This window comes from Aeromonas sp. ZOR0001 (assembly GCF_000801015.1).
Taxonomy (GTDB): domain Bacteria; phylum Pseudomonadota; class Gammaproteobacteria; order Enterobacterales; family Aeromonadaceae; genus Aeromonas; species Aeromonas veronii.
Genome location: NZ_JRJY01000009.1, coordinates 28760 through 52397, shown reverse-complemented (window position 1 = coordinate 52397; position 23638 = coordinate 28760). Strand labels below are relative to the sequence as shown.

The window sequence follows — 23638 nt, the reverse complement described above, 5'->3', positions numbered from 1 at the left end:
GTGGCTGGTCGAGCCGCCACACCAGCCGCTGTAGGGCCAGGGTTTGCACTCGTAGTTGCCACCGGCATTGCTGACCCGATCACCGGCCTGATAGCTGGTGTTGGGGGCGTAGGCCGGGTAGTCACCTTCGCTACCGCCGTTGCTCTCTTCGGTCAGCGCAACCGGGAAGCGCTGTACCACCGGCTGCTGGCCGGCAGCCAGACCGGTGATGACCACGTCGTAGCTGCCATCGGTCACATTGCTGCCCTGCAGTACCAGGGTGCTGGTGCCGTTCACCTGGCTGCTGGTGGTACCGTGGCTGTGGCCGCTCTGCTCCAGAGTTGCGGTGATCTGTACCGGGTTGGCGGTCGTCAGGTTGAAGCGGATGCTGACCTGACCGTTGACTATGGTGTACTCGCTCGCCATGGCGCTGACGGTGAAGTCGCTGCTGCCTTCGGCGGGTGGCGTTGTGCCGCCGCAGTCGCTGTCGCCCTGTACGCGCCAGACGCCCCAGTCACCCGTGGTGCCCGGCTCTTCGTTCTGGGTCCACCAGCCTGCCAGCCAGTTCTTGCCGTTGTGGCTGACGATGTCGCCACCCACGTAGACCTTCTTGGCATCCCAGCTGTTTTCACAGACGGCGCCCTGCTCCCTGACGGTTACGTTGCGCTGTTGGGTTACCTGCTGACCGGCGCTGTCGCTTACCTGATAGGTGAGGGTGTAGCGGCCGACCTTGCTGCTGTCGACGCTGCCGCTGACCTTGATTTGGGCGGTCAGGTCGCCATCTTCTTCATCATGGGCGTTGACGCCTGTCATCGGATCGAAGGGGGTACCCAGTTCCAGCGTGGTGTCGGTGACGCCGCTGAATACCGGCTTCATGCTGTAGACCTCGATGGTACGTACCTGCTCGGTGACGTTGTTGTCGCGATCGCTCACCTTGTAGGTGAGGGGGTAGAGGCCGATGCGCTGGCTGTCTACCGAGCCTTCCACCTGGATCTGGCCAGTCAGGTCGCCATCTTCCTTGTCGTTGGCGCTGACACCTGCCAGCGGATCAAAGGCGGTACCCTGCTTGATGCGGGTATCGCTCAGGCCGCTGAACACCGGCTTGCCGTTGTCTACCGGCGGCGTGATCTCCTGATCGTGGATGAAGGGGCCGTAGCTCTTGATGAAGGATTCGTTGTAGGACTGACCGGCGGCGTTGCGGCCCATGTCCCAGTTGATGGACCAGGTCATCACGCCGCGCAGTGGTTGCCCCTCGCTCTTCAGGCGGTTGAAGGCGTTGTAGAGCTTCTGCGGATCCTGCACATAGCCGGTGGCGGCGGCGTCGATGTTGGTCGGAATGCCGAACACCAGCTTGTCATGGGGGATCTTGTAGAAGCCGCGGGTACCGTTGCTCAGCGAATCCGCCATGTAGTAGATGAACTCTTCTTTCAGGGCATCGTTGTTCTGGGCAATCCAGCCGATGCCATCGATGTAGATACCGTCGCCACCCTGGTTGTAGAACTGAGGGTTGATCCAGTCGTAGTACCCTTCCAGATTGCGGATATAGGGGATGTAGGCGCCAGTCTGGGTCAGATAGGGGAACTCCGGCGCCATGGTGATGAGGAAGTTTTTCCCCTGGGCGCGGTAGTGATCCTTGACCAGACGCAGGGCCGCCGGGATCACGGTCTGGTTGTCGGCGGCAGTGATGGCGGCCTGTTCCAGGTCGATATCCAGCCCGTCGAAGCCATAGGTCTCCACCAGACGGATGATCTCATCGGCAAAAGCCTGCTCCTGACCCTTGCGCAGCTCGATGTGCGCATCGGCACCGCCCAGCGCCAGCAGCACGGCACGGCCCTGACGGTTCAGCTCGGCGATCTGCTGGATAAACTGGCTTTCACTCATGCCGATGGCCGGGTCGAGCTTGAAGGTGGGGATGGGATCGCTGCCATAGACCTTCATGAAGGAGACATCGACCACGTTGTATTGCGGGTTGACCTGATCGAGCTTGACGCAGGGGGCGATACCGCCCTTGTAGCCCGAGCCGTCACACCAGTTGTGCCAATAGCCGACCACTACGCCGGACTGGGGGTTGACCATCGCCTGACCGGCACTGGTGGCATATGCCATGGGGGCGCCCATGCCGAGCAGGCAGCCAAGCAGGGATAATTTGAGTTTGTTCATCGTCTCTCCGTACGGTGCAAATGGGGCGTCGGTTGTGACCGGACGTCCCCGGGGGCAGCCCCGCTGTCATAGGTGTTTTCCCTTAGACCGGTGGCTTTGCGTCGCGCCCTTTCGGGTCACTTTGCCTTTTTCACCCGATTTCTGTGCAGCACAGAGAATCAAGTGACCTACATGGCAGGTTGCCTATGATAGATGCTTGAAAATAAATTAATCAATAGTTGGTTTTGATTCTAATTGACTGAAAAATATTGATAATTTGTTACAGTTACCACATTTTGTCCGTTTCCATGATTGAGCATGACGGTACTTGGCTGGTAGCTGTGGCGCCGGTAAATGGCGACTTTTTGCCCCTTGAAAGTAGCGGTAAGAGCCAAAAAAGGCCCACAGATTCATTCTGTTACTGGCTGTTGATAGCAAAACTGCAGCAACGGCAGAGATCCGGGTCGCAATGGCTGGAAAAGTACAGGGTTGCGGCGGATTCCCGCTTGATTATTGCGTGGCTTGGCCACATGTTAGAAAGCCATACAGAGCTGCTAAAGCGGTCTGTTCAAGACCAAACAAGAGGTAACCGGGATGAATAACCCTTTGCTGACAATGGATTCGCTGCCCCCTTTCAGCCAGATCAAGCCGGAGCAGGTTCAGCCTGCCGTGATTCAGGCGATTGCTGACTGCAAGCAGAAGATCAGCGATGTGCTGGCCCAGCGTGATCCCCATACCTGGGATAGCCTGATTGCCCCGCTGGAAGAGGTAAATGACCGTCTGTCACGGATCTGGTCACCGGTCAGCCACCTCAACTCCGTACTCAACAGCGAAGCACTGCGCGAGGCCCATGACGCCTGCCTGCCGCTGCTCTCCGAATTCCAGACCTATGTCGGTCAGCATGAAGGGCTCTATCAGGCCTATCTGGCCCTCTCCCAGAGCGATGATTTCCCGCTGCTGAGCGGCGCCCAGCGCAAGGAGATCCAGAATACCCTGCGTGACTTCCGCCTCTCCGGCATTGGTCTGCCTGCCGAGGCGCAGCAGCGTTACGGCGAGATTCAGGCCCGCCTCTCCGAGCTGGCCTCCCGTTTCAGCAACAACGTGCTGGACGCAACCCAGGGCTGGCACAAGCTGGTGGCCGATGAAGCCGAGCTGGCCGGTCTGCCCGACAGCGTGCGTGCCGCTGCCCGTCAGATGGCTGAACTTAAAGGCAAAGAGGGGTGGCTGTTCACGCTGGATATCCCCTCTTATCTGCCGGTGATGATGTATGCCGACAACCGCGAGCTGCGGGCCGAGATGTACGAAGCCTTCACCACCCGCGCCTCCGATCAGGGCCCCAATGCGGGCAAGTGGGACAACTCCGCCATCATGAGCGAGCTGCTCACCCTGCGCCGCGAACTGGCTCAGTTGCTAGGGTTCGCCAACTATGCCGAGCTCTCCCTGGCCACCAAGATGGCGGACAAGACCGAACAGGTGGTGAGCTTCCTCACCGATCTGGCGGCCAAATCCCTGCCGCAAGGCAAGGCCGAGCTGGAGGAGATCCGCTTCTTCGCCGCCGAGCAGCATGGTCAGAGCGAGCTGGCAGCCTGGGATCTCGCCTACTACGCCGAGAAGCTCAAGCAGCACAAGTTCTCCATCTCCGACGAGCAGCTGCGCCCCTACTTCCCCGCCAGCAAGGTGGTGAAGGGGTTGTTCGAGGTGGTGAAGCGGGTGTTTGGCATGAAGGTGCGCGAGCGCCTCGGCATCGACACCTGGCACCCGGACGTGCGCTTCTACGATATCTTCGATGCCGACGACGAGCTGCGCGGCAGCTTCTATCTCGACCTCTATGCCCGTGAGCACAAGCAGGGCGGGGCCTGGATGGATGTCTGTCTGGGTCGTCGCTACCGTCAGGATGGCTCGCTGCAAAAACCGGTGGCCTACCTGACCTGCAACTTCAACGGCCCGGTGGATGGCAAGCCTGCGCTGTTCACCCACAACGAAGTGGTCACCTTGTTCCATGAGTTTGGCCACGGCATCCACCACATGCTGACCCGCATCGATGTGGCCGGTGTCGCCGGTATCAACGGCGTGGCCTGGGATGCGGTGGAGCTGCCGAGCCAGTTCCTGGAGAACTGGTGCTGGGAGTCCGAGGCGCTGGCCTTTATCTCCGGCCACTACGAGACCGGCGAGCCGCTGCCTGCCGATCTGCTGGAGAAGATGCTGACCGCCCGCAACTTCCAGGCCGCCATGCAGATGCTGCGCCAGCTGGAGTTCGCCCTGTTCGACTTCCGTCTCCATCAGGAGTTTGATCCGGCCAATCCGGCACAGCTCCCGGCGCTGCTGGATGAGGTGCGTAGTCAGGTAGCAGTGATGACGCCACCGGCGTTCAATCGCTTCCAGCACAGCTTCTCCCACATCTTCGCGGGTGGCTATGCGGCGGGCTACTACAGCTACAAGTGGGCCGAGGTGCTCTCTGCCGATGCCTTCTCCCGCTTCGAGGAGGAGGGGATCTTCAACCCGGCGACCGGCCAATCCTTCCTGAAGAATATTCTGGAGAAGGGGGGATCGAAGGAGCCGATGGAGCTGTTCCGAGCCTTCCGTGGTCGTGAGCCCAAGGTGGATGCACTGTTGCGACACAGCGGGATCGCTGCCTGAGATTCCTGACCCGCCGCCTGTGTAAGCTTCAAGCAGGTACACTGTTTTGCGGCATAGTGGGATCGAGTCGTGATTTCTGCGACAAAAAGGGACCTTTTGGTCCCTTTTTTCAAGGCTTTTTAATATCTTGCTGATTGCATATTTGCACTGCTCACAGCTCTTCAGTAGAGTCGTGTTCTAACCTTCAAGGAGAGAAAGCCACTTGCCATGAGGCGAGCACTCGATTCCGTCTATCAAATCATCTCCAGTCTGGCTCATTCGAGCGGCCAGGGATATTTCGATACCTTTGTGAGTGAAATCGCCGCTGCTGTGATGGCTGATGTCGTCCTGATCGCCAGCAGGGAATCAAATGCTTCCCATCTTACGGTTCAGGCTGCCCATCCCTCCTCTCTTGACCCCGATACCCTGACGCTGCCAATCACTGACTCTCCCGATGCCATTACCTGGCAGGAGGGGGAAGCCTGGTTCAGCGATCGTCTGTTGCAGCTGTTCCCCGCGATGCCGCTTGCCGATGCGTGGCAGGCCCAGGCCTACGCCGGGATCGCCCTCAAGAATGCGGATGGCGAGACCATAGGCATCTGCTGCCTGCTCTATCGTCAGCCGCAGGCCAATATGACCAAGGTGATGGGGCTGCTCCGGTTGCTGGGGCCGCTGGCCGGTCGCGAACTGGCGCTGATGCTGCAACGCCAGCTGCCGCAACTCTTGCCTGATACCCCTCATGTGCTGCAGAGCATGCTGTTTCAGGCCCCGGTGGGGATCGGCAAGCTCGATCTCACCGGCCGCATTCTCTGGGCCAATCCGGCTATCGAGAAGATGTTGGGCTATCCCCTAGACGAGCTGCTTCATCGCTCCATCTCCGACATCAATCACCCGGAGGATTGGCAGCGCAGCCTTGAGTGCTACGAAGAGATCCGGCGCGGCGAGCGCAGCAGTTTCACCCAGGAGAAGCGCTACTTCTGCAAGGGGGGCGAGATCCTGTGGGGGCGGGTAACGGTCACCCTGATCCGCGACGAGCAGCAGCAGCCGGACTACCTGATGGTGCTGCTGGAGAATATCGATCCCCTCAAGCGCCATGCGGAGCAGCTCAAGCTCTCTCACCGGGTCTACGACAACCTCTCCGAGGCGATTTTGGTATGCGATGCCGACAGCCGCATCATCTCGGTCAACCCGGCCTTCGAGCAGATCACCGGCTACAGCAGCGACGAGGTGCGGGGCCAGCGTCCCAGTATGCTCAAGTCCGGGCTGCACGATCAGACCTTCTATGCCGACATGTACCATGCGCTGGAGCGGGTGGGGGTGTGGCGTGGCGAGGTGTGGAACAAGCGCAAGAACGGCAAGCTCTATCCACAGCAGCTGATGATCAGCACCCTGCGCGAAGCTGGCAAAATTCAGCAATATATCGCCATTTTCAGCGATCTTTCCCAGACCAAGGTGGCCGAGCAGAAGATCGCGACCCAGGCCAACTACGACAACCTTACCAGCCTGCCCAACCGCTGGCTGTTTGGCCGCTGCCTCACCCGCTTCTGCGAGCGGGGCGAGCGCTTCGCGCTCATGGTGCTTGACCTCAACAACTTCAAGGCGGTCAACAACAGCATGGATCACCATGCTGGCGATGCCCTGCTGCGGGAGGTGTCGGATCGACTGGTGAGCCGGGTGCGCACCGAAGATCTGGTGGCCCGTATCGGTGGCGACGAGTTCGCGTTTCTGGTGCCCGGCATCGTCACCCGCCGTCAGGCCGAGGTGTTTGCCAAGCAGGTGATCGGCAGCTTTGCCCGTCCCTTTATGCTGGCCAACCAGCATCTCTATGTGACCGCGACCATCGGCATGACCCTCTGCCCGGTTGATGGCAGCGAGAGCGACGAGCTGCTGCGCAACGCCGAACAGGCGCTGTTTGCGGCCAAGCGGCAGGGAAGGTTGCTCGGTGCCTACTGCTCATCCATGCGGGAAGAGGTGCGCCAGCGCCACCAGATGCAGCAGGATCTGGCCGAAGCGATCAAGCTGGAGCAGCTGACCATGGCCTACCAGCCGATCTGGGACAATCGCAGCGGACGGGTCGCCAAGCTGGAGGCGCTGGTGCGCTGGTATCACCCCCACTGGGGGCAGGTATCCCCTGCCGAGTTTATTCCGCTGGCGGAAGAGGCAGGTCTGATTCAGGGGTTGGGTGCGCTGGTATTGTGGCAATCGTGCCGGGATCTGGCGCGGTTGCAGCAATCCGGTTTCCCGGATCTGCAGATGTCGATCAACCGTTCCACCATGGAGTTCCAGACCATCGACCCCGAGGCGAGTGAGTGGCTCAAGGTGATCCAGCACTTCGGGCTCGATCCTGCCGACATCGTTATCGAAATCACCGAATCTTTGCTGATGGAAAGCAGCGATCAGCACAGAGTGCGGATCGATGCCCTGCGCGAGGCGGGCTGCAAGCTGGCCATCGACGATTTCGGTACCGGCTACTCGGCCCTCAACTATCTGCGCACCTTCCCGGTCGATCTGGTCAAGATCGACCGCTCCTTCGTGCGCCATATCCCCTTCAACGAGCAGGATCGGATGCTGCTCGACGGCATCATCAACATAGTGCACAACCTGGGCATGCAGGTGGTGATCGAGGGGGTTGAGACCCGCGAGCAGCTCAACTTCCTCTGCCAGAAGGGGTGTGCCTTCACCCAGGGTTATCTGCTCAGCCGCCCGCTGGCCTATGACGATCTCATTGATTACCTCGCTCTCAACCGTCAGGGGATGAACCTCACTGTCGTGAGCTGATCCACCGCTTCTGTTATCATGGCCGCTTCTGTACGTGCCATGAGTCTGTCTCCTATGCCCCATATTCAGGTTTTCAGTGAAGTCCCCGCCCGTGATGGCGAGCTCGACGCCCTGCGTTTACGCCTTGCCGACGTGGAGTTTCCGGCTCCGTTTGCGCTGGTACTGACTGAAGAGAGACTGGAACTGCGCAAGCTGGATGAGCCCAAGCTGGGTGCCGTCTATGTGGACTTCGTGGAAGGGGCGGTGGCACATCGTCGCAAGTTTGGTGGTGGTCGCGGCCAGTCCATCGCCAAGGCAGTGGGGCTCAAGGCCGGCGCCACACCCACCGTGGTGGATGCCACTGCCGGTCTGGGGCGCGATGCCTTCGTGCTCGCTTCCCTCGGTTGCAAGGTGACCCTGATCGAACGCAGCCCTGTGGTGGCCGCTCTGTTGCAGGATGGGCTGGCGCGGGCGGCACAGGATCCCGAGATTGGCCCCTGGGTCAGTGAGCGGATGCACCTGCTGCAAGGCCCGGCGGTGGACAATCTGCTGGCGCTGCGGGAGCGGCCCGAGGTGATCTACCTCGACCCCATGTTCCCGCACAAGCAGAAGTCGGCGCTGGTGAAAAAAGAGATGCGGGTGTTCCAGTCGCTGGTGGGGCCGGATCTCGATGCGGATGCCTTGTTGCCTGCCGCGCTCAAGATGGCTGAGAAGCGGGTGGTGGTGAAACGCCCCGATTACGCCGGCTGGCTCAACGAGCATAAACCCAGCATGGCCATCGAGACCAAGAGCAACCGCTTCGATGTCTATGTGATGGCTGCGCTGGCGGCGAGTTAACGGCCGGTGCGAGTCGCAGATGCAAAAAGGAGGGCCAACATCATGTTGGCCCTCCTTTTTCGTATTGGATTCAGTTGGTTGGCGCGAAGCGGATCAGCTTTTCTTCCCCTTGCCAGTTCAGGCGCAGGGTCGCCAGATCCGCCAGACTGAGCCGCTCGCCACTGTGCAGCAACAGATACTCGACCCCTTCGCTGGCTTCGATAGTGCGGATCTTGTCATCCCATTGGCGATCATCGCGGCTGGTGAGGGTCACCGGCAGTTGCCAGCTGGCAGCAATTTCGAGCCAGTCGTAGAGATCGCAGCTGATGGGTTGATAATCCGGCATGATCGGCTTCAAAACAGGCTGGTTGCTGAGTCAGGCTTCCTGTACGCGGGTCGGCCAGCCCATCTTCTGCTGGCGTTCCACCTCGAGCCGCAGCTCGCTGGCGCGCAGGTAGTGTTCATCCATCCAGCCCTTGGGCAGGGTCAGGGTCAGTGACTCCTCTTCTGCCTGCAGGGTGAAGCTGGGCACTGTGCCCTGGGTGCGGCGCATGCAGAGGATAAGCGCGATGCGCAGGATACGGGCCAGCCGGATCGCCTGACGACCGGTGACGGCACCCTGTTTCTCCAGTGGTTCCAGCTTGAATTCGTCCCGCTGGTTGAACAGCAGGGCCGACAACAGCTTCTTTTGCGCAGGGGTAAAGCCCGGCATATCGATGTTGTCGATGATGTAGGCGGCGTGTTGCGGCGCCTTCTTGTACTCGATACAGAGGCCGATCTCGTGCAGCAGGGCGGCATAACGCAAGATCGGACGACCGTAGCGTTTCGAGAGTCGCCAGGCCGGTTGCAGCTGGTTGAACGCCTCGACGGCGGTATCGCGCACCCGTTCGGCGTGCTCTTTATCCAGCTGATAGCGGCTGATCAGGCTGTCGGCGGTACGATCCCGGGCATCACAGTCGTGATTGTTGCCCAGCAGACCGTAGATCAGTCCTTCACGCAGGGCGCCACCCGCGAGGGTCATGCTCTCGATATCGAGGGTTTCGAAGATGGCGATCAGGATGGCGAGGCCGGAGGGGAACACGGTCAGCCGCTCGGCCGCCAGCCCTTCCAGTTGCAGCCGGTCAAGCTTGCCGCAGGCGATGGCCTGACCCATCAGCTCCTGCAGTTTCGGCAGGGTGACCCGTTCGCTCTTCCCTTGCGCCAGCATGATCTCTTGCAGCGCCTGCACCGTGCCGGAGGCGCCGACACAGGTACGCCAGCCAAGGGCACGGTAATCATCCGCCACCTTCTCCAGCACCGCCTTGGCGGCAGCAATCGCCTGCTCGAAACGGGCTTCGGAGAGCTCGCCATCACCGAAGTGATTGTTGAGCCAAGTGACGCAGCCCATGTGCAAGCTGTTGAGCAGTTTTGCTTCGCTATGTTCGCCGATCACCAGTTCGGTACTGGCACCGCCGATGTCGATCACCAGCCGGTTGCCTTCCCCGGCAGAGGTCCAGGAGACCCCTTCGTAGATGGTCTTGGCCTCTTCCTCGCCCGAGATGATCTCGATGCTGTGGTTGAGTACCCGTTCCGCTTCGCTAAGGAACTCATCGACGTTGGTGGCAAGACGCAAGGTGGCGGTGCCCACCACCCGGATATTGTCGGCCGGAATGTCCTGCAACTGCTCGGAGAAGAGACGCAAACAGTCCCAGCCTCGCTCCATGGCGGTACGGCTGAGACGGAAGTCGGCATCAAGCCCGGCGGCGAGGCGAACCTTGCGCTTGACCTTGGCGACGGTGCGCAGGGCACCGGCGACCTCGCGCACCACCAGCATATGAAAGCTGTTGGAGCCGAGGTCGATAGCGGCATAGAGAGGCGAGTTGTGCAACGGGCCTGTCCTTAGCTCTTGCGCGGCGGACGACGACGGTTGTTGCTGTTGCCACCGCCCTGGCGATCCCGCATGTTGCGGTTCACCGGCTGACGGTTGCGGAACACCCGTTTCGGCGGGGTCACGTCATCCAGCAGCGCTTCACGATCATATTTGCTGACCGGAATGGCGTGGTGGATGTACTCCTCGATGGCCGGCAGATTGAAGGCATAGTCTTCACAGGCCAGGCTGATGGAGTGACCGCTCTTGCCGGCACGACCGGTACGACCGATACGGTGTACATAGTCTTCGGCGTCGTCGGGCAGGTCATAGTTGAAGACGTGGGTCACGTCAGGGATGTGCAGACCACGGGCGGCCACGTCGGTGGCGACCAGAATATCGAGCGCACCCTTGGTGAAATCCTCGAGGATCTTCATCCGCTTTTTCTGCGGCACATCACCGGTCAGCAGACCGACGCGGTGGCCGTCATTCTCCAGCCAGGCATGGACGTCTTCACAGACGTGCTTGGTGTTGGCGAAGACGATCGCTTTTTCCGGCCACTCCTCTTCCATCAGGGAGAGCAGCAGCAACATCTTGTCTTCATTGGAGGGGTAGAACAGCTCCTCCTTGATCCGCACGCCGGTCATCTGCTCCGGCTCTACCTGCACATGTTCCGGGTGGTTCATGTGTTCGTAGGCCAGCTCCTGCACGCGCAGGGAGAGGGTGGCGGAGAACAGCATGCTCAGACGCTCGGTCGCGGGCGGCATGCGGCGGAACAGGAAGCGGATGTCCTTGATGAAGCCCAGATCGAACATGCGATCAGCTTCGTCCAGTACCACGACCTGAATGTTGCTCAGATCGATCACCTTGGACTTGAAGTAGTCGATGATGCGGCCAGTGGTGCCGATCAGGATGTCGACGCCCTGCTCCAGCACGGCCAGCTGCTTGTCGTAACCTTCGCCACCGTAGGCGAGGCCGAGTTTCAGGCCGGTAGAGGCGGCGATACTGTCGGCATCGTTATAGATCTGTACTGCCAGTTCCCGGGTGGGTGCCATGATGATGGCTCTGGGTTGGTTAACCAGACGGGGCTTGGTCAGCGGGTGAGTCAGCAAATAGTTGAATGTCGCGGCCAGGAAGGCAATGGTCTTGCCGGTCCCTGTCTGGGCCTGACCGGCGAGGTCATGACCTTCTACCAGCAGTGGCAGAGACAGTGCCTGGATGGGCGTGCAATAGTGAAATCCCTTTGATTCCAGACCAGCCAGAACTTCGGGTTCGAGGCCCATTTGGGCGAATTTGTCGGTCGTTAAGTGTGTTTTGCTCATGGCGGTAGGTTATCAGGTTAGGCTTGCAATAATAAACAGGATCATTTCAAATAGGGCAACTATTGCCTTTGTTGATATGTCAATAAAGCCTTAATTACTGACTGGAGTTGGAGATGAGTGACAAGATTGTTCAGCTGAGCGATGCCAGCTTCGAGGCAGATGTAATCAAAGCCGATGGCGCCGTTCTGGTCGACTTCTGGGCCGAGTGGTGTGGTCCGTGCAAGATGATTGCCCCGATCCTGGAAGAAGTTGCCCAAGAGTACGAAGGTCGCGTGACCGTAGCCAAACTGAACATCGACCATAACTCTGATACTCCGCCCAAGTACGGCATTCGTGGTATCCCGACCCTCTTGCTGTTCAAGAATGGCGAAGTGGCAGCGACCAAGGTCGGTGCACTGTCCAAGACTCAGCTGAAAGAGTTCCTGGACGGCAACCTGTAATAATTAAAGAGGAGCGCATTGCAATAATGCGCTCCTTGTGTTTTATCACCTAGACGCTCATCCCGATTGGTGCTAGTTTATCGCTCGTTTGCTAACCTTTTTGCCTGACTCTTTGCTAACCACAGCCTGGCAATCAAATCCGATCAGCATCAATCCAGCAGACTGTCTCCTCATTTCAATCCTTGCTTACAGACTTTCACCACTATGAATCTGACTGAATTAAAGAACACTCCTGTGTCCGAGCTGGTCAAGCTTGGCGAATCCATGGGGTTGGAAAATCTGGCTCGGGCGCACAAGAAAGATATTATTTTTGCAATCCTCAAGGCGCACGCCAAGGGTGGTGAAGATATCTTTGGCGACGGTGTGCTGGAAATCCTGACCGATGGTTTCGGCTTCTTGCGCAGTGCAGACGGCTCCTATCTGGCAGGCCCTGACGATATCTACGTCTCCCCGAGCCAGATCCGCCGCTTCAACCTGCGTACCGGCGATACCATCTCCGGCAAGATCCGGCCACCGAAAGAGGGCGAACGCTACTTCGCACTGCTCAAGGTCAATGAGGTCAACTACGACCGCCCGGAAAACTCCCGCAACAAGATCCTGTTTGAAAACCTTACCCCCCTGCATGCCAACGAACGTCTGCGGATGGAACGGGGTAATGGCTCTACCGAAGATATCACCGCCCGTGTACTGGATCTGGCTTCCCCCATCGGTAAAGGCCAGCGTGGCCTGATCGTGGCGCCGCCCAAGGCCGGTAAGACCATGCTGCTGCAGAACATCGCCCAGAGCATCGCCTACAACCACCCGGACTGTGAACTGATCGTTCTGCTGATCGACGAGCGTCCGGAAGAAGTGACCGAGATGCAGCGCATGGTAAAAGGTGAAGTGATCGCTTCCACCTTTGACGAACCTGCTTCCCGTCACGTTCAGGTTGCCGAAATGGTGATCGAGAAGGCCAAGCGTCTGGTCGAGCACAAGAAAGATGTGGTGATTCTGCTGGACTCCATCACCCGTCTGGCCCGTGCCTACAACACCGTCATCCCGTCATCCGGCAAGGTACTGACCGGTGGTGTGGATGCCAACGCCCTGCACCGTCCGAAGCGCTTCTTCGGCGCCGCGCGTAATGTTGAAGAGGGCGGCAGCCTGACCATCATCGCCACCGCGCTGATCGATACCGGTTCCAAAATGGACGAGGTTATCTACGAAGAGTTCAAGGGTACCGGCAACATGGAACTGCACCTCTCGCGCAAGATTGCCGAGAAGCGCGTCTACCCGGCTATCGACATCACCCGCTCAGGCACCCGTAAGGAAGAGTTGCTCACCTCCGGTGACGAGCTGCAGAAGATGTGGATCCTGCGCAAGATTGTCCACCCGATGGGCGAGATCGACGGTATCGAGTTCCTCATCGACAAGCTGGCGATGACCAAGACCAACGACGAGTTCTTCGACGCCATGCGGCGCCAGCAGAAGTAAGTCCGGTCAGAAAATGACGAAACCGCGGCCCTGGTCGCGGTTTTTGTTTATCTGTTTTCCGGTCGCCCTAGTAGTATGAGATCCCGATGTCACATGGATGGAGACGTCATGAAGCCTGTTTTCTGGTTATTGCTGGGGTTGCTGAGTGCAATGCCAGCCTGCGCGCAGAGTGCACCGGTCGGGGTGACAGCCGAGACGTTGCAGACGCACCAGCGCTATCTGGCGGGCCGTCTGCAGGAGGGGCAATTTGCAGCCATCGACTCTCTGCTGGCGACCCTGAGTCGCGAGCGGCGGGAGTTCCTGCTGTTGCAGCTGCTGCGGGATATTCCCGCTACCACCCCTGCATCCCCTGCGTTGCAGCAGTGGGTCGAGGCTCAGGCCGACAAGGCCCCCGAGTGGCTCATGGAGCAGCAGGTCGACGGTTTTCTGGTGCAGCAACCTGTCTATGATTTTGCCGCGCAGGCCCGTCAGCTGCTGGGGGAGTGGCAGCTGCAATCACTGATGCAGCGCTATCGGCAGCAGCTTGCCCAGGGCAGCTTCCAGCTAAAGTCCATCTACTACAGCAGTAACCCTGATCTCGCCATGCAGCAGCAAGCCCTGTTGCTGGCCCTCGACACCTTGCCGCAACCGATCTGGATGCGGGAGGCGCAAGCGCTGGCCAGCCAGAATATCTATCTGCCCGACAATCATTTGTTGTTCCATCTGTTGCAGCGCACCGGCGAACCGGCGCTCTATGGCATGCTGTGGCGGCGGCCGGCAGATCAGGATGCGCTGCGTGCACTCTCTACCATCAACCGCTTCCATCACGGCAGTGCTGCCAGCGATCTGCTGATTGCCGCCAGTGGCAACGAGGGGTTGAAGGGGGCCGCCCTGCGTCAGCTGAGCGCGCTCTCTCCCTTGCCGCCGCAGGCCCAGAAATACCTGCTGGCGGAACTCTCCAACCGTCAATACGGGGCGCTGGTGGCCGGTCTGTTGATGGAGGTGGACGAGCCCCAACTTCTCTCTGCACTGGCCAGACGCCTCGGCCAGCGTGACATGCCACCCATTGCACCGAGTCTGCTGCCCGATTCGGGTACACCCGATGGGCAGCCAGGGTTATAATGCGTGACCTCCTGAACCCGGTTGGGAACTTGCATGAAATACAAGGATTTGCGTGATTTCATCGCGCAGCTGGAACAAAACGGACAACTCAAGCGGATCACCCGCGAGATAGATCCCTATCTGGAGATGACCGAGATCAGCGATCGCACCCTGCGTGCGGGTGGCCCGGCTCTGCTGTTCGAAAATCCCAAAGGCTACACCATGCCGGTGCTGACCAACCTGTTCGGTACCCCGGATCGGGTCGCTATGGGCATGGGCCAGCCCGATGTGAGCGCTCTGCGTCAGGTCGGGGTCTGGCTCTCCTATCTCAAGGAGCCCGAGCCGCCCAAGGGATTCAAGGAGCTGATGGAGAAGCTGCCGATCTTCAAGCAGGTGCTCAACATGCCGACCAAGCGCCTCTCTTCTGCCCCCTGCCAGCAGGTGGTACAGGAGGGCGATGCGGTCGATCTCGACCAGATCCCGATCCAGCACTGCTGGCCCGGCGATGTGGCGCCGCTGGTCACCTGGGGCCTCACCATCACCCGCGGCCCCTACAAGAAGCGGCAGAACCTCGGCATCTATCGCCAGCAGAAGATCGCCAAAAACAAGCTGATCATGCGCTGGCTGGATCACCGCGGCGGTGCCATCGATTTTCGCGAGTGGCAGGAGGCCCATCCCGGTGAGCGATTCCCGGTGGTGGTGGCGCTTGGCGCCGATCCGGCGACCATTCTCGGCGCGGTGACGCCGGTGCCGGATACTCTCTCCGAATATGCCTTTGCCGGTCTGCTGCGCGGCAGCCGTACCGAGGTGATCAAGGCCATCAGCTGCGATCTGGAGGTGCCCGCCAGCGCCGAGATTGTGCTGGAAGGCTATCTTGAGCCGGGTGAGATGGCGCCGGAAGGTCCTTATGGCGACCACACCGGCTACTACAACGAGGTGGACGAGTTTCCGGTCTTCACCATCACCCACATCACCAAGCGGCGCGATGCCATCTATCACAGCACCTACACCGGCCGTCCGCCCGATGAACCGGCGGTGCTGGGTCTGGCGCTGAACGAGGTGTTTGTGCCGCTGCTGCAGAAGCAGTTCCCCGAGATTGTGGACTTCTATCTGCCGCCGGAGGGGTGCTCCTACCGGATGGCGGTGGTGACCATCAAGAAGCGTTACCCGGGCCACGCCAAGAGGGTGATGCTGGGAGTCTGGTCCTTCCTGCGCCAGTTCATGTACACCAAGTTCGTGGTGGTGTGTGACGACGACGTCAACGCCCGCGACTGGAAGGATGTGATCTGGGCCATCACCACCCGGATGGACCCGGCACGGGACACCACCTTGATCGAGCATACGCCGATCGACTATCTGGACTTCGCCTCGCCGGTCTCTGGCCTCGGCTCCAAGATGGGGCTGGATGCCACCAACAAGTGGCCGGGAGAGACCAATCGGGAGTGGGGTCAGCCCATAGTTCAGGATGAGGCGGTGAAGCAGAAGGTCGATGCCATCTGGGATGAGCTCAATATCCTCGGATGAGGCAAACATGACAGCTTTGCTGCAAAAAGTGATGCGATCCGCACTGATTTGAGTATTCTCGACTGACGGGGCCAGGGCTGCTGGTCGTCACTCCATAGTGAAACAATGAGCGAAGCGGGCCGAGCGAGCCCGCCACAAGGACAAGAATGCAACGTATCAAATGCCGCGTAGAGGAACTGCGCGAATATGTCGACACCATCTGGCATGTGGCCCTGACGCCGCAGCAAGCGATCAGCTTCAAGCCGGGCCAGTATCTGCTGGTGGTGATGAGCGATTCGGACAAGCGCCCCTTCTCCATCGCCAACTCGCCGACCCGCCCGGGCGTGCTGGAGCTGCAGATCGGCGCCACTCCCGAGAACGCCTACGCCGGTCAGGTGCTGGCCCGCATGCGTGAGCAGGGGGAGATCGAGGTCGAATTGCCCGCTGGCAAGGCGTTCCTGCGCGATGAATCCCCCCGTCCACTGATCCTGATGGCGGGCGGCACCGGTTTCTCTTACGCCCGCTCCATTCTGGAGTACCTGATCGACACAGGCAGCAAGCGCCCGGTGTTCTTCTACTGGGGGGTGCGTCAGGCTCACTGGCTCTATGAGCTGGAGCAGATGCAGCAGTGGGAACGTGACTATGCGCCGCTCACCTTTATTCCGGTGGTGCAGGAGCCTGAGGCTGACTGGACCGGCAAGAGCGGGCTGGTACACAAGGCGATCATGGATGACTTCGTCAGCCTCCACGACTACGACATCTATGTCGCCGGCCGTTTCGAGATGGCGGGTGCCGCGCGGGAGGAGTTCAAGATCCTTGGCGCCGAGCCGGAGCGCATCTTTGGTGACGCCTACGAATTTATCTGACGGGATCCCCGTCTGGATGACGCAGCCCCCGGTTTTGCCGGGGGCTTTTGTTTTTAGGGCTCCCGCAGTACCTGATCGTACCGAATGGTTGGATTATCGCGGAGTTATCCCATTATTTTTCAATATTTTGGCTATGAATGGCTACTAATCGAACGTAGCTGATGGCATCTTTGTGGGGGATTGACAAGAGCATCCATAGAGCAAGCACAAGGAGGCGCAGTGTTGAGTGAAGAGGGCAGGGCATCTGCGGAGGATGACAGGGGAGAGACTGGCTCTGTCAAGCGGGTCGCAACGCTGATCCCGTCCCCTCATGGCGGTGAAATGGCCCGTTTGCAGGCAGAGATCGCCGCTTTGAAGCATGAAAATGGCCTGTTGCAGGAGAAGCTCAATGCCGCCCTCGATGGCACCGGCATCTGTCTCTGGCAGGGCACTATTCCCACCGGCGAGCTGCGGGCCTTCAATCTGCAGAACTTTCAGGCCGGTGACATGGCCCCTCATTTCGATCAGTGGAGCGCCAAGCTCCATCCCGACGATCGCGCCCATGCCATGGGCAGCTACTTTGCCCACCTTGAGGGCAAAACTCCCTTCTACGAAGCCGAATACCGCACCATCAACCCGCAAGGCGAGGTCACCTGGCTGTGGGATAGGGGACGGGTCGTCGATCGGGATGGCGATGGCAAGCCGCTGCGGATCATGGGCTCCCATATCGATATCACCCAGCGCAAGGCTTATGAGCAGCGACTGGCGGAGCGTGCCAACAGCGACGCGCTGACCGGTTTGCTCAACCGGCAGGGGTTTGGCAAGGCGTTTGCCCAACTGCAGCCGCAAGGGGCGGGGGCGCTGCTCTTTATCGATCTGGATGATTTCAAGGGGATCAATGACCAGCTGGGCCATGCCTGCGGCGATCTGGTGTTGCAGCAGATGGCGGACTGGCTGCGCCTTATTATGCCTGGCTCGGCGCTATGCGGCCGTTACGGCGGCGACGAGTTTGTGGTGCATCTGCACCGGGATGTGTCGAGCCATGGCCTGGCGCAGCTGGCTGACGCCCTGATCAGCCGTATGCACGGCTATGTGCCCAAACCCGGTTGCCCGCAACGGGTGGGGCTGAGTATCGGCATCGCCCTGTGGGAGGAGGAGCCATTGAGCTTCCGACAGGCATTGGAGGTTGCCGACAGGGCCATGTATGAGGCCAAGGCGCGCGGCAAGCGGGCCTGGTATCTGCTTCAGGTGTGATGTTTTTTACAGGTTCAATACAAAGCAAAAACCCCAGCCGAGCTGGGGTTTTCGTTATTCGCCTTTTGCGCCTAGCTGCTGCTCGAGCTGAGCCAGCTTGCTTTCGAGGGCGGCCAGTTTTTCACGGGTACGCAGCAGCACCTTGGTCTGCACGTCGAACTCTTCGCGGCTGACCAGATCCAGCTTGCCCAGCTGGGCCTGCAGTACCTGACGCATCTTCTTCTCGGCCTCTTCACCCATGCTGCGAATGCCGGGCGGCAGGGAGTTGTGCACCTGCTTGGCGATCTCTTCCAGTTTCTTCGGGTCGATCATGATGTCCTCCTTAAGCGTTGGCGGACATTCTACCGACAATTCCCTCACTTTGCCGAGATCGCGGCGGCTTTTTACCATTTGTGCTGGCAAGCAAACGCCGCCCTTCGGGGCGGCGTTCTCGTTTCTGCGGCTGCTGAAAAATCAGGTCGGCTGGTGGTTGCGATCCAGCCAGCCTTGCAGCAGGCCGACCAGCAGACCGGTCAGGTGGGCGATGTTGGCGGTGCTGGTGCCGAGCATGTCGAAGAAGCCGAGCACCATCCAGAACAGCATAAAGCCCATCAGTGCCGGTGGCAGAGTCAGGCCACAGGCCGGTTGCAGCTTGCTGCGCAGCCAGCAGTAGCCGAGCAGGGCATAGACCACGCCGGAGAGGCCGCCAAACAGCGGGCCGCTGGCAAAGAACTCGGCGATATTGGGCAGGGCGGCGCCCACCAGCAGCAGGATCAGCAGCTTGCCGCTGCCGAGGCGCTGCTCGATCTGGCCGCCGAGATACCACCACCACAGCAAGTTGAACACCAGATGGAGCACCGAGAAGTGGATCAGGGCGGGGGTGAAATAGCGCCATGCCTGCCAGTCGGTGAACTGGGCCAGCGTCGGGTGGAATGCCAGTTGATCAAAAATGGGCAGGCCGATGGCCTCGATCCCGTAGATGGCGAGACAGGCGATGATGACCACCAGCGTCAGTGGCCCTGCCTGATGGAGGAAGTCGGTGATGGGATCCGTCATCCCCTTGCTGTAGTCGATGCGGGCATCGGCGCGGCCGGATTGCCAGGAGGCCTCCATGTAGCGCGGGTGGCCCGGCTCGGCCAGAAAGCGCTTCACCTCCAGCTGGGCCTGGGCAAGGCGTAGCTCGTCCGCCAGCCAGATGGTGACCCCCAGCTCGGACTGGGTCAGCTCGCAGGAGATGCCCAGGGTCGCCAGATAGTCCACCAGCGCCTGCGCCATGCGGGCGTTGTCGAGCACCAGCAGCTGGATCATGCCTCGCCTGCCTCGATGGGAAACTCCCGGCGCCACGCTTCGAAGCCGCCATCCAGACTGTAGACCTCGTCATAACCCTGTTGCAGCAGGTATTGGGCCGCCCCCTGACTGCTGTTGCCGTGGTAGCACATCACGATGACCGGGGTATCGAAATCCACTTCATTCATAAAGTGCACCAGCGTGCCGTTGGTGAGGTGGAAGGCGCCGACCGCGTGGGCCGCTTCAAAGGACTGCGGGTCGCGAATATCCACCAGACGGGCTTCACCCGCACTCAGTTTCTGGTGGGCATCATGGGCATTGATATGGGCAAACTGGTCCATCGGGATGTCCTGCGAATAGGTTGATTACGGGCCAGTGTACCGCAAGCTTGGGCGCAAACTAACCCCACAAAAGATAAGGGAGCCTGAGGCTCCCTTGTCGATATGGCATGCTGGTCAGTGGGTTAACCGCCCAGGTAGGCCTGCCGCACTGCCGGGTTGGCCAGCAGGGCGGCGCCCGTGTCTTGCAGCACCACGTGGCCGTTCTCCAGCACATAGCCGCGGTCGGCCAGCTTGAGCGCCTGGTTGGCGTTCTGCTCCACCAGAAAGATGGTCATCCCCTTCTGCCGCAGCTGCTCTATGGTGTCGAAGATCTGTTGGATGACGATGGGGGCCAGCCCCAGCGAGGGTTCATCCAGCAGCAGCAGGCGCGGTTTGCTCATCAGGGCGCGGCCGATGGCCAGCATCTGCTGCTCGCCGCCGGACATGGTGCCTGCCCGCTGTTCCAGCCGTTCGTGCAGGCGTGGGAACAGGGTAAACACCTGATCCAGCAGGCCATGCTGCTCGGCCTTGTCGACGAAGAAGGCGCCCATCAGCAGGTTCTCCTCCACCGTCAGGCGGGCGAAGATGCGGCGCCCCTCCGGCACCACGGCGATATCCTTGCGCATAATGCGGGCGGTGGTGAAGGAGCTGATCTGTTCCCCCTCAAACCAGATGGAGCCGCTGCTGGGCTTGGGTTCACCGCAGAGGGTCATCAGCAGGGTGGTCTTGCCTGCGCCGTTGGCACCGATCAGGGTGACGATTTCACCCTCTTTCACCTCGACGCTGACATCGTGCAGCGCCTGAATTTTGCCGTAGTGGGTCGATACGTTGCGAAGTTCTAACATCATTTTGTCCTTACGACTCGCCCAGATAGGCCTTGATCACTGCCGGGTTGTTGCGGATCTCATCCGGCTTGCCGTGGGCCAGCGGGGTGCCCTGGCTGACCACGAAGATGCGGTTGGAGATGCCCATCACCAGCTTCATATCGTGCTCAATCAGCAGCACCGAGACCCCGAATTCGTCCCGCAGGCTCATGATCAGCTCGTCCAGCTCGTCGGTCTCCTTCGGGTTGAGGCCGGCAGCCGGTTCGTCCAGCATCAGCAGCTCGGGACGAGTCGCCATGCAGCGGGCGATCTCGAGTCTGCGCTGCTGACCATAGGCCAGATTACCGGCGGCGCGGTTGGCGAGATCCTTGAGGCCCACTTTATCCAGCCAGAAGGCGGCCCGCTCCAGCCCCTCCTGCTCCGCCCGGCGGAAGGCCGGGGTCTTGAACAGACCGGCGATAAAGCTGGTGTTGAGGTGCTGGTGCTGGGCAACCAGCAGGTTCTCCACCGCTGTCATCTCCTTGAACAGCCGCACGTGCTGGAAGGTACGCACAATCCCCTTGCGGGCGATGAGGTGGCCGGGCAGTCCCTGGATCTCCTCACCCTTGTAGCGGATGGTGCCGCCGCTCGGGCAGTAGAAGCCGGTCAGGCAGTTGAAGATGGTGGTCTTGCCCGCGCCGTTGGGGCCGATGATGGAGATCACCTCGCCCTTGTCGATATCCAGTTTGACCCCGTTGACGGCCAGCAGGCCCCCGAAGCGCATCGACAAATCAGAGACTTCCATTAACTTCTGATGTGTACTCATTTCTTCAACTCCAGATGCGGACGGGTCATCGGCAGCAATCCTTGTGGCCGCCAGATCATCATGAACACCATCAAGAGGCCGAACATCAGCATGCGGTACTCGTTGAATTCGCGGGCCAGCTCCGGCAGCACCGTCATCACGATGGCAGCCAGCACCACCCCGATCTGGGAGCCCATACCGCCCAGCACCACAATCGCCAGCACTATGGCCGACTCGATAAAGACGAAGGATTCCGGGCTGATAAAGCCCTGCCGGGAGGCAAAGAAGCTGCCGGCAAAGCCCGCGAAGGTAGCGCCTATGGTGAAGGCGGTCAGCTTGATGATGGTAGGGTTGAGCCCCAGCGATTTGCAGGCGATTTCGTCCTCCCGCAGCGCTTCCCAGGCGCGGCCCAGTGGCATGCGCAGCAGGCGGTTGATGACGAACAGGGTCACCACCACCAGCACCAGCGCCATCAGGTAGAGGAAGATCACCTTGTGGTTGGCGTTGTAGGTAATGCCGAAGAAGTTGTGGAAGGTATCAAAGCCCCCATCCTTGACGGTGCGGTTGAACTCCAGACCCCCCAGCGTCGGCTTGGGTATGCCGGAGATGCCGTTCGGGCCGCCGGTCAGGGTGGTCATGTTGTTGAGCAGGATACGGATGATCTCGCCAAAACCCAGGGTGACGATGGCCAGATAGTCCCCCCGCAGCCGCAGCACCGGGAAACCGAGCAGGAAGCCGAAGGTCGCGGCCATCAGCCCGGCGATGGGCAGGCACTCCCAGAAGCTCAGCCCGAAGTAGGTGTTGAGCAGGGCATAGCTGTAGGCACCGACCGCGTAGAAGCCGACATAGCCGAGATCGAGCAGGCCGGCGAGGCCGACCACCACGTTCAGCCCCAGCCCCAGCATGATGTAAATCAGGGTGAGGGTGGCGAGATCGATGGCGCCGCGAGAAGCCATGAAGGGCCAGCTCACCGCGAACAGCAGCACCAGCACGGCGGTGAGGTTATAGAGCTTGGGCGCCTCTTCCGGGCTCGGCAGCACCAGCTTGGTAAAGCCGACCGAGAAGCCGCTGATGGAGGCCTGAAACAGCTTGGCAATCTGGCCGCGCAGCATCTGGAACCAGAAAACAATGGTGGCTCCCCCCAGCAGCCAGGCCAGCGACACATCGAGGCGGCTCACTACCTGCAGGCTGGAGCCATCGGTCTCCAGTTTGAAGCCGAGCAGCCAGAAGGAGAGCACCAGCAACACCAGGCTGGCGATACAGGCGTGGATAAATTGATGTTTCATCACACTTTCTCCACTTCCGGACGACCCAGGATGCCTGTGGGCATAAAGAGCAGCACAAAAATGAGCAGGGCAAACGCCATCACATCCTTGTACTCGGTGCTGAGATAACCGGCGGTGAGCGCTTCAACCACGCCGAGCAGCAGGCCGCCCAGTACGGCGCCGGGAATGCTGCCGATACCGCCCAGCACTGCGGCAGTGAAGGCCTTCAGACCGGCCATAAAGCCGAGGTAGGGGTTGATGACGCCGTAATACATGCCGAGCAGCACCCCGGCGACGGCGGCCAGCGCGGCCCCCAGCACGAAGGTGATGGAGATGACCACGTGGGTGTCTATCCCTAACAGGTTGGCCATCTTGATATCTTCCGAACAGGCACGGCAGGCGCGGCCCATGCGGGAGCGGCCGATGAACTGGGTCAGCGCCAGCATGGTGATGAAAGTCACCACGAAGATGATCAGCTGCATATAAGAGAGGCTGGCCTGAAAACCATCCTCACCCCCCAGGGTCCAGCCACCGGAGATCAGGCTGGGCATGGCGATATCCCGCGAGCCCTGAGCCATCCGCATCATGTTCTGCAGGAAGATCGACATGCCGATGGCGGAGATGAGGGGGATCAGCCGGTTGCCACCGCGCAGTGGCCGGTAGGCGACTCGCTCGATGCTCCAGCCATAGGTGCCGGTGATGATGATACTGACCAGGAAGGCGCCCCCCAGCAGTAGAAAGGTGCTGTCGATGCCCATCATCATGAGCCCCGCCATCACCATAAAAGCGACATAGGAGCCGATCATATACACCTCGCCGTGGGCGAAGTTGATCATGCCGATGATGCCATAGACCATGGTGTAGCCAATGGCGATCAACGCATAGGTGCTGCCTATGGTTAATCCGTTCAGCAGTTGCTGAACGAGATAAAGGAGGTGTTCGGACATACTGCGTTCCCTGTACTTGCCCGCAAAGAGAGGAGGGGGTGAGCGTACTCACCCCCGATCGGCAGATTATTTGACTTGGCTGGAAGTACCGTCAGCGTGCCACTGGAACACACCGAATTCGAAGCCTTTCAGGTCACCGTTCGGTGCCCAGGTCAGGGGGCCCAT

At 60.2% G+C, this 23638-nt stretch carries 20 protein-coding genes and 1 riboswitch; of the genes, 9 read left to right on the top strand and 11 right to left on the bottom strand.

Annotated elements, in window-relative coordinates:
* A partial coding sequence (locus L972_RS01945; protein WP_047434872.1) for an immunoglobulin-like domain-containing protein occupies positions 1 to 2139 on the bottom strand: 2139 nt, incomplete at its 3' end.
* A gap of 50 nt (positions 2140 to 2189) precedes the next feature.
* A riboswitch (cyclic di-GMP riboswitch) is annotated at positions 2190 to 2275 on the bottom strand.
* Between the two features lie 437 nt (positions 2276 to 2712).
* Between L972_RS01945 and prlC the strand changes: the two genes are divergently transcribed.
* From prlC to L972_RS01925, 3 genes are all read left to right on the top strand, one after another.
* Positions 2713 to 4755: an oligopeptidase A gene (gene prlC, locus L972_RS01935; protein ID WP_047434865.1), complete on the top strand. Its 2043-nt coding sequence runs from the start codon at positions 2713 to 2715 to the stop codon at positions 4753 to 4755.
* A 207-nt stretch (positions 4756 to 4962) separates the two neighbouring features.
* Complete coding sequence (locus tag L972_RS01930; protein ID WP_047434863.1) at positions 4963 to 7512, top strand: putative bifunctional diguanylate cyclase/phosphodiesterase; 2550 nt, start codon at positions 4963 to 4965, stop codon at positions 7510 to 7512.
* A 54-nt stretch (positions 7513 to 7566) separates the two neighbouring features.
* The gene (locus tag L972_RS01925) at positions 7567 to 8328 is read left to right on the top strand and encodes a class I SAM-dependent methyltransferase (protein WP_407060769.1); all 762 of its coding nucleotides are present in this window, start codon (positions 7567 to 7569) and stop codon (positions 8326 to 8328) included.
* 70 nt (positions 8329 to 8398) lie between these two features.
* On the opposite strand, the gene L972_RS01920 is transcribed toward L972_RS01925, so the two are convergent.
* From L972_RS01920 to rhlB, 3 genes are read right to left on the bottom strand one after another with little or no spacing between them, the layout of a single operon-like run.
* Entirely contained in the window at positions 8399 to 8653 is a 255-nt protein-coding gene (locus tag L972_RS01920) for a Rho-binding antiterminator (protein ID WP_040069895.1), read from the bottom strand.
* A gap of 30 nt (positions 8654 to 8683) precedes the next feature.
* Complete coding sequence (gppA, locus tag L972_RS01915; RefSeq protein ID WP_047434859.1) at positions 8684 to 10174, bottom strand: guanosine-5'-triphosphate,3'-diphosphate diphosphatase; 1491 nt, start codon at positions 10172 to 10174, stop codon at positions 8684 to 8686.
* Positions 10175 to 10185: 11 nt separating this feature from the next.
* Positions 10186 to 11475: an ATP-dependent RNA helicase RhlB gene (gene rhlB / locus L972_RS01910; protein ID WP_005339414.1), complete on the bottom strand. Its 1290-nt coding sequence runs from the start codon at positions 11473 to 11475 to the stop codon at positions 10186 to 10188.
* A 113-nt stretch (positions 11476 to 11588) separates the two neighbouring features.
* On the opposite strand from rhlB, the gene trxA reads away from it, so the two are divergent.
* The 6 genes from trxA to L972_RS01880 all read left to right on the top strand — a co-directional run bounded on the left by trxA (position 11589) and on the right by L972_RS01880 (position 18067).
* Entirely contained in the window at positions 11589 to 11915 is a 327-nt protein-coding gene (gene trxA / locus L972_RS01905; RefSeq protein ID WP_005339416.1) for a thioredoxin TrxA, read from the top strand.
* A 204-nt stretch (positions 11916 to 12119) separates the two neighbouring features.
* A complete protein-coding gene (gene rho, locus L972_RS01900) occupies positions 12120 to 13385 on the top strand; it encodes a transcription termination factor Rho (protein ID WP_005339417.1) in 1266 nt (421 codons plus the stop codon).
* Positions 13386 to 13493: 108 nt separating this feature from the next.
* Positions 13494 to 14486, top strand: coding sequence for a hypothetical protein (locus L972_RS01895; RefSeq protein ID WP_047434856.1), 993 nt, complete (start codon positions 13494 to 13496; stop codon positions 14484 to 14486).
* A 33-nt stretch (positions 14487 to 14519) separates the two neighbouring features.
* Positions 14520 to 15989: a 4-hydroxy-3-polyprenylbenzoate decarboxylase gene (gene ubiD / locus L972_RS01890; RefSeq protein ID WP_047434853.1), complete on the top strand. Its 1470-nt coding sequence runs from the start codon at positions 14520 to 14522 to the stop codon at positions 15987 to 15989.
* 146 nt (positions 15990 to 16135) lie between these two features.
* Entirely contained in the window at positions 16136 to 16834 is a 699-nt protein-coding gene (fre, locus tag L972_RS01885) for an NAD(P)H-flavin reductase (protein ID WP_005339423.1), read from the top strand.
* A gap of 219 nt (positions 16835 to 17053) precedes the next feature.
* Positions 17054 to 18067: a GGDEF domain-containing protein gene (locus L972_RS01880; protein WP_052200018.1), complete on the top strand. Its 1014-nt coding sequence runs from the start codon at positions 17054 to 17056 to the stop codon at positions 18065 to 18067.
* A 54-nt stretch (positions 18068 to 18121) separates the two neighbouring features.
* On the opposite strand, the gene ubiK is transcribed toward L972_RS01880, so the two are convergent.
* The 7 genes from ubiK to livH form a co-directional block, all read right to left on the bottom strand.
* On the bottom strand, positions 18122 to 18379 hold the full coding sequence (gene ubiK / locus L972_RS01875) for a ubiquinone biosynthesis accessory factor UbiK (RefSeq protein WP_005339429.1): 258 nt from the start codon (positions 18377 to 18379) through the stop codon (positions 18122 to 18124).
* Positions 18380 to 18520: 141 nt separating this feature from the next.
* Entirely contained in the window at positions 18521 to 19354 is an 834-nt protein-coding gene (gene glpG, locus L972_RS01870; RefSeq protein ID WP_021229252.1) for a rhomboid family intramembrane serine protease GlpG, read from the bottom strand.
* The gene (glpE, locus tag L972_RS01865; protein ID WP_047434846.1) at positions 19351 to 19674 is read right to left on the bottom strand and encodes a thiosulfate sulfurtransferase GlpE; all 324 of its coding nucleotides are present in this window, start codon (positions 19672 to 19674) and stop codon (positions 19351 to 19353) included. The genes glpG and glpE overlap by 4 nt, the downstream gene beginning before the upstream one ends.
* Positions 19675 to 19796: 122 nt before the next feature.
* Positions 19797 to 20498, bottom strand: a complete 702-nt coding sequence (locus L972_RS01860) for an ABC transporter ATP-binding protein (RefSeq protein WP_047434844.1) — start codon at positions 20496 to 20498, stop codon at positions 19797 to 19799.
* A 10-nt stretch (positions 20499 to 20508) separates the two neighbouring features.
* Entirely contained in the window at positions 20509 to 21282 is a 774-nt protein-coding gene (gene livG, locus L972_RS01855; protein ID WP_005339435.1) for a high-affinity branched-chain amino acid ABC transporter ATP-binding protein LivG, read from the bottom strand.
* Positions 21279 to 22547 carry a high-affinity branched-chain amino acid ABC transporter permease LivM gene (locus L972_RS01850; RefSeq protein ID WP_043825923.1) on the bottom strand — a complete coding sequence of 423 codons (1269 nt, stop codon included), beginning with the start codon at positions 22545 to 22547 and terminating at the stop codon, positions 21279 to 21281. The genes livG and L972_RS01850 overlap by 4 nt, the downstream gene beginning before the upstream one ends.
* Positions 22547 to 23473 carry a high-affinity branched-chain amino acid ABC transporter permease LivH gene (livH, locus tag L972_RS01845; protein ID WP_005339439.1) on the bottom strand — a complete coding sequence of 309 codons (927 nt, stop codon included), beginning with the start codon at positions 23471 to 23473 and terminating at the stop codon, positions 22547 to 22549. Before livH ends, L972_RS01850 begins: the two co-directional genes overlap by 1 nt.
* Positions 23474 to 23638 lie beyond the last annotated feature (165 nt).